Consider the following 6,821-nt stretch of genomic DNA (forward strand, 5'->3'; position numbering starts at 1 on the left):
CTGCGCGCCGCGCCCAGCTGCCCGCGCCCATCGATGGCGTGACCGTCAACACCCAGGAGGCTGCCGTGGTGCAGGCCGATGCGGCGCGTGCGCTGCGCGGCGGTTTTGGTGGCAAGCTCAGTATCCACCCGATGCAGGTTGCGCCCATCAATGCGGCCTTTGCGCCGACGGAGGCGCAGCTGCAGCGCGCCCAGCAGGTGCTGGCGGCCGCCGAGGCGGCGCAAGGCGGGGTCTGCGTGGTCGATGGCCGCATGGTCGATGCCCCCGTGATTGCACTCGCCCACAAGACCTTGCAACGCCACCAGCAGGCCCAGCGGCGCCTGCAAAGCGCGTCCTGAACAAGTTCTCAAAAAGCGGCCTGCACGGGGTGCAGGGCAGGACACTTTCTGACACAGACCTCCGCAATCTCGTCGATATACTCGCTCCACTACCGCGCCGCTACATTGGCGCACCGATATAGGAGAGCGACATGTTCAAACACGCGATTGCCTGGGCCGCCGTGGCCCTTACCGGGATGGCCCATGCCTACGTGCCCCAGGGCGGCACCTGGATCATCTCCGACGAAGTCAACGGCCGGCCCGGCCGTGGTTTTGCCGTCGATGTGCAAAACGACGTGCTGGTGATGCAGGTCTATGCCTATGAAAGCAGCGGCCAACCCACCTTCTACATGGCCACCGGCCGCCTGAACGAGAACAGCGAGCTGACGACCACCCTGGGCCGCTACGAAGGCGGCCGTTTCCTGGGCAGCGGCGACCGCAGCGGCGTCGAGCGCGGCAGCCCCGGCAATGTGCGCATCCGTTTCGTCAGCGGCACCTTGGGCTACATCACCCTGCCGGGCGAAGGCGAGAAGGAAATCAAGCGCTACCAGTTTGGCTATGACAACTCGCCCGCCTCCTTGCTGGGCCTGTGGAGCCTGGTCTATGGCGACAGCAATGGCAATATCGAAACCGAGACCATGCAGCTGACCCGCATCACCGGCGGCTCTTCCTTCAGCAGTGGCATGACCGTCTCTTACGACGGCCTGTTTGCCTGCGAGCAGATCATCCGGGGTGTCGATACCGGCAAGACCCAGTGCGTGAAGATGCGCAGCGGCACCTCGAGCGAAACGGTACGGAGCTTCTGGTTTAACTTCAGCGTCAACCAGGCGGAGGGCAACTGGAACAATACCCGTGGCTCGGGCGAGGGCGCGCTGTACGCCAACCGCCTGATGCAGAACTCGGGCCGCATCACCGGCCTGCTGCGCAAGGTGACGCCGGATGCCGGCAGCGAGCAGGGCAGCAACGACGATGCGCTGCGCGCCGCACTGGAAGCCCAGGCCAGCGCGCGCCAAAGCCGCTGATCTGCGTTGACTGCCCCATGAAAAATGCCCTGGCTTGCCAGGGCATTGTTGTTGGGGCCTGAGCCTTTTATTCGATGCGGGCGCCAGTGGCTTTGACGACAGCAGCCCAACGCTCCATCTCGCGGTCGATATGCGCGCCCAGCGCCTCAGGGGTGGAGCCCACCGGCTCATAGCCGCTGGCGGACAGCTGCGATTGCAGCGAGGGGTTTTGCAGCGCGGTCGCAATCTCGCGGCTGAGCTTGCCGGTGATGTCGGCCGGCGTGCCTGCCGGGGCGATCACCGCATACCAGCCATTGATGTCAAAGCCGGGGAAGCCCTGCTCCTGCACGGTGGGGATCTCCGGGGCCAGCGCGGAGCGCTTGGCGCTGGTGACGGCCAGCGCATGGAGCTTGCCGCTACGCACATGCGGGATCGAGGTGGAGATGCTGTCAAAGGTCAGGTCGATATCGCTGGCCAGCATCGCATTGACGACGCCGGCACTGCCCTTGTAGGGCACATGGGTCATCTTGACGCCGGCGGTGCTGGCAAACAGGGCCCCAGCCAGGTGGCCAGTGTTGCCATTGCCGGCCGAGCCATAGGTGAGCTTTTCCGGGGCGGCCTGCGCGGCCTTGACCAACTCGCCAATGTTCTTGGCCTGTAGCTTGCTGCTGCCCACGACAATCATCGGCAGGTTGGCCACCAGCGACACCGGCGCAAAGTCCTTGCGGGTGTCATAGGGCAGCTTAGGGTAGAGGCTGTCATTGATCGCATGCGCGGCCAGCACCATCAGCACGGTGTAGCCATCGGGCTTGGCGCGCGCCACATACTGCGAGGCCAGCGTGCCACCGGCGCCGGGCTTGTACTCCAGCACCACCGGCTGGCCCAGCTGCTGCTGCAGTTGCAAGGCCAGCGGCCGGCCCAGCAGATCGGCACTGCCCCCGGGTGGGTAGGGGATGACCAGCTGAATCGGCTTGGTCGGCCAGGTGGCCGCTTGGGCCATGCCGGTCAGCAGGCTGCTGCCGGCAACAGCCAGACCCGCGAGCAGGCCGGCCAGCTGCCTGCGCCGGTGGGTGGTGGGGTGGCGATGGCTCATGTCATGTCTCCTGGTCTTGTTCTTGGATGGGCGCCGGCGGGTGCTCAGGCCGCTGAGGCGCTGGTCTGGCTGGCGTAGAGCGTGCGCAATTCACGCTTGAGCACCTTGCCGATCTCGCTGCGCGGCAGTTGGCTGTGGATGACCAGGGCGGTTACGCGCTGGGTCTTGCCCACGCGGCTGTTGAGCCACTGCTGCAAGTCAGCCGCCTGGGGGCTGCTGCCGGGCTGGGGCACCACATAGGCGACGGGGCTCTCGCCCCAGGCGTCCGAGGGCACGCCGATCACCGCGCATTCGCGCACCTCGGGGTGCTGCAGCATCACGGCCTCGATGTCGCTGGGGTAGACGTTGAAGCCGCCGGTGATGATCATGTCCTTCTTGCGGTCGCCCAGCACGATGAAGCCATCGGCATCCATCTGTCCGACATCGCCGCTGCGGATAAAGCGCTCGCCGCTGGGGCTGATCCACTCGGCCTCGCGGGTCTTGTCGGGCTGGCGGTGGTAGCCGGTCATCATGCCGGCCGAGCGGCCGACGATCTCGCCCTGCGCGCCTTGGGGCAGCTCCTGGCCGTCCTCGTCGATAAAGCGCAGATCGGCATCCGGCCCGGCGCGGCCGACGGTGTGCAGCTTGTCGGGGAACTGGTGGCAGTGCAGCTCGCAGCGCACGCCGCCCTCGGTCATGCCGTAGTACTCGATCAGGCGCCCGGGCCAGCGGCGCAGCACCTCGGCCTTGAGCGCGGTCTTGAACGGCGCGCTGGTACAGAACTTGTGCTGCAGCAAGTGCAGATCGGTCTGGTCAAACGCCGGGCAGTCGAGCAGGCGCTGGTATTGCACGGGCACCAGCATGGTGTGGGTGGCGCGCTCCTCTTGGGCCAGCTGCAGGTACTGGGCCGCGTCGAACTTGCGCATCATCACCAAGGTGCCGCCCAGGGCCAAGGTGGGCAGAACCGCCACCAAGCTGGTGTTGGAGTACAGCGGCGTTGCGCACAGCGATACCGCATCGGGCCCGTAGCCGTTGGTGACCGCGCGCTTGACATGTGACCAGCGCATGCCCCAGCTTTGCACAATGCCCTTGGGCACGCCAGTGGTGCCCGAGGAGTAGATCAGGTTGAAGGGCCACTGCGGCGTGGGCTGCACCGCTTGGGGCTGCTGGCCGGCGGGCACCTGGGCCAGCCAAGTGCTCCACGGTGTGCCTGCCTGCGGGGCATCGTCCAGCGCGATGCAGCGGCGCTCGGCCGTGCTGGCCAGCGGCCACTGGGCGGCGACCTCGGCATCGCGCAGCAGCAGCTTGGCCTCGGCGTTGTCCAGCATCGCGCTCAGGTGCTCGGCCGTGGCGGATGGCGCCAGCGGCGCCACGACGACACCGGCCTGCAGCGCGCCCAGGTAGGCCAGCACATAGGGCACCGAGGTGTTGGCGCAGATGGCCACCACATCACCGGCTTGCAGGCCTTGCTGCTGCAGCGCGCAGGCCACCTGGCGCATGCCCTGGGCCAGCTGGGCGTAGTTCAGGCGCGTGGCGCCCAGCACCAGCGCGGTGTGCTCGGGGCGCTCCTGGGCCTGGGCCAGCACCAGGGCGGGGATGGAGCCAAAGGACTGGGCGAGTTGGAAGGAGGAAGTGTCAGACATAGCAAACATGCAAACGAAGGAAATCAGTCCAGGGACAGGTTGGCGGCGCGGACGATCTCGGCCCAGCGCTTGCGCTCCTGCGCGATGAAGGCGTCGTGCTCGGCCGCCGTCTCGCCGCCGGGCACACCACCCAGCTCGGCAAAGGTGCGGCGGATGTCGGCGCTTTGCAGTGCCTCATGCGCTGCCTGCTGCAGGCGGTTGACGATGGCGTCCGGCGTGCCCGCCGGGGCGAGCAGGTCAAACCAGGCGGTCACATCCATCGGCACGCCGGCCTCGCGCATCGTCGGCACATCGGGCAACTGGGCCGAGCGCTCGCGGCTGGTGATGGCCAGCGCCCGGAACTTGCCCGACTGGATATGCGGCATCGAGCTGGGCAGGTTGTCGATCATGAAATCGATCTGCTGGCCCAGCAGGGCGGTAACCGCAGGCGCTGCACCGCTGTGGGGCACCAGGGTCACATCGAGCCCGCTTTGCTGGCGGAACAGCTCGGTGGACATATGCGGCGACTGGCCCACGCCCGAGGTCGCGGCCGTCAGCGGCTTTTGCTTGCCCAGTGCGACGAGCTGCTGCACGTTCTGGATGGGGGAGTTGGCATGCACCACCAGGATGTTGGGCACCGAGATCACATTGGTGATGCCGCGCAGGTCGTTGGGGCCGTAGGCCAGCTTTTTGTAAAGGCTGAAATTGATGGCCACCGGGCCGATGTTGCCCATCAGCAAGGTGTAGCCATCGGGCTTGGCGCGCGCCACATAGGCGGTGCCGATGCTGCCGCCGCCGCCGGCCTTGTTCTCGACGATGACGCTGGTCTTGAGCGAGGGGCCCATCTTCTGGGCCAGCAGGCGCGCTGCGATATCGGTGGTGCCGCCGGCGGCCGCTGGCACGACGATGGTGATGGGGCGGGACGGCCAGTCGGCCGCGAAGGCCAGCAGGGGTGAAAGCAGCAGGGCCGCGAGGGCGCGGCGGCGCGCAAAGCGCATGGCGTTGTCTCCGTATTTATCGTTAAGGGTTCACGATAGGGAGTTCCACCCAGCGGCGTGATGGGGTTTGCCTGCACCAGCGCGCATTGGGCCTTCGCACTTGCGAAAGCCATGCTTTGCGTGCGCGGAAGCAGGGCCAAAAAAAAGCGGCCCGAAGGCCGCTGATGAAGCGTGGAATAGCGCTGACTTTATGGGTACAGACCGCGTGCTTCGCGTGCGTGCAGAATGCGGCGGCAGGCGATGATGAAGGTGGCGGTACGCAGGGAGACCTTGTTCTCTTGCGCCACTTGCCACACGGCGGCAAAGGCTTCTTGCATGATGCGCACCAGACGGGCGTTGATCTCGTCTTCGCTCCAGAAGAAGCTGGAGAAATCCTGCACCCATTCGAAGTAGCTCACCGTCACGCCGCCGGCGTTGGCGATCACATCGGGCAGCACCAGCACACCCTTGTCATGCAGGATGTCATCGGCTTCGGTGGTGGTGGGGCCGTTGGCGCCCTCGATCACCATCTTGGCCTTGATCTTGCCGGCGTTCTTGCCGTTGATCTGGCCTTCCAGCGCAGCGGGGATCAGGATGTCGCAGTCGACGGACCAGAAGTCATCGTTGGCCATCTTGTCGGCGCCCTTGAAGCCGCCCACACCGCCGGTGTTGGCCACGTGCTCGAGCACGGCGGGCACATCCAGGCCCTTGGCGTTGAAGATGGTGCCGGTGTGGTCCTGCACGGCCACGACGATGGCGCCCGCTTCGGCAAACAGCTTGCCGGCCGTGCCGCCCACGTTACCAAAACCTTGCACCGCCACCTTGGCGCCTTGCAGGGCCAGGCCCGACAGCTTGGCAGCCTCGACGCCCACGGTGAACACGCCGCGGCCGGTGGCCTCGACACGGCCGAGCGAGCCGCCCAGATCGATGGGCTTGCCGGTGACCACGCCGGTAGCGGTGGCGCCGGTGTTCATCGAGTAGGTGTCCATCATCCAGGCCATGATCTGGCCGTTGGTGTTCACGTCCGGGGCCGGAATGTCCTTGGACGGGCCGATGAACAGGCCGATTTCGCTGGTGTAGCGGCGGGTCAGGCGTTCGAGCTCACCCTTGGACAGGGTCTTGGGATCGACACGGATACCGCCCTTGGCGCCACCGTAGGGCACGTTCACGGCGGCATTCTTGATCGACATCCAGGCCGACAGGGCCATCACTTCGGACAGCGTCACATCCTGGTGGAAGCGCACACCGCCCTTGCCTGGGCCACGGCTCAGGTTGTGCTGCACGCGGTAGCCTTCAAAGTGGGCGATCGTGCCGTTGTCCATCTCGATGGGCACATCCACAATCAGCGCGCGCTTGGGGCGCTTGAGCGTCTCGACCCAGCGGGCCAGCGAGCCCAGGTAAGGCGTGACGCGGTCGACCTGCTGCAGGTAGTTGCCCCAGGGGCCCAGGTGCTTGTGGTCGAGGTAGGAAGGCAGTGCGTGTTGTGGCGCTGCGGCGGGAGTGCTGTTGGACGGCATACGATCCATGCGGTTGAAAAGGTCTGTACAGCTTAAATCCGCTCTATACCCTTTGTCCAAGGCCGGATGATTGGGATGGAATGCTTTTTTTGCATAACCTGGCACGGGTGCTGCTTACATGTCGCGCTTTTGCTGCGGTGACAGGGGCGGGGGCCGCTGTCCGTTACGCTATGCCGATTGGACTTTTTACACTTTCGGACCCCATCGCCATGCCCTCTGCCGACACCGCTTTGACCTTCCAACCCGCTGCACTGGCCCAGGCGCTGCAGACCGCCACCTCGGCCGGCGCCGCCATCGATGCAGCCGCCTGGCCCG

At 66.1% G+C, this 6,821-nt stretch carries 5 protein-coding genes and 1 pseudogene; 2 read left to right on the forward strand and 4 right to left on the reverse strand.

What is annotated here, in order from left to right:
- Together H928_RS0100430 and H928_RS0100435 are read left to right on the forward strand one after the other, a co-directional pair.
- A pseudogene (locus tag H928_RS0100430) lies at positions 1-338 on the forward strand (HpcH/HpaI aldolase/citrate lyase family protein); the annotation flags it as partial.
- Positions 339-469: 131 nt separating this feature from the next.
- Positions 470-1,339, forward strand: a complete 870-nt coding sequence (locus H928_RS0100435) for a hypothetical protein (protein WP_021024706.1) — start codon at positions 470-472, stop codon at positions 1,337-1,339.
- Between the two features lie 67 nt (positions 1,340-1,406).
- Here H928_RS0100435 and H928_RS0100440 read toward each other — a convergent pair whose 3' ends face one another.
- The 4 genes from H928_RS0100440 to H928_RS0100455 form a co-directional block, all read right to left on the reverse strand.
- Entirely contained in the window at positions 1,407-2,411 is a 1,005-nt protein-coding gene (locus H928_RS0100440; protein WP_021024707.1) for a tripartite tricarboxylate transporter substrate binding protein, read from the reverse strand.
- Between the two features lie 44 nt (positions 2,412-2,455).
- Positions 2,456-4,033 carry a class I adenylate-forming enzyme family protein gene (locus H928_RS0100445; RefSeq protein WP_027010362.1) on the reverse strand — a complete coding sequence of 526 codons (1,578 nt, stop codon included), beginning with the start codon at positions 4,031-4,033 and terminating at the stop codon, positions 2,456-2,458.
- A gap of 23 nt (positions 4,034-4,056) precedes the next feature.
- Complete coding sequence (locus H928_RS0100450; protein WP_021024709.1) at positions 4,057-5,010, reverse strand: tripartite tricarboxylate transporter substrate binding protein; 954 nt, start codon at positions 5,008-5,010, stop codon at positions 4,057-4,059.
- Between the two features lie 188 nt (positions 5,011-5,198).
- Positions 5,199-6,515, reverse strand: a complete 1,317-nt coding sequence (locus tag H928_RS0100455) for a Glu/Leu/Phe/Val dehydrogenase (protein ID WP_373604896.1) — start codon at positions 6,513-6,515, stop codon at positions 5,199-5,201.
- Between the last annotated feature and the right edge of the window lie 306 nt (positions 6,516-6,821).

Source organism: Comamonas sp. B-9 (assembly GCF_000410635.1).
GTDB lineage: Bacteria > Pseudomonadota > Gammaproteobacteria > Burkholderiales > Burkholderiaceae_C > Comamonas.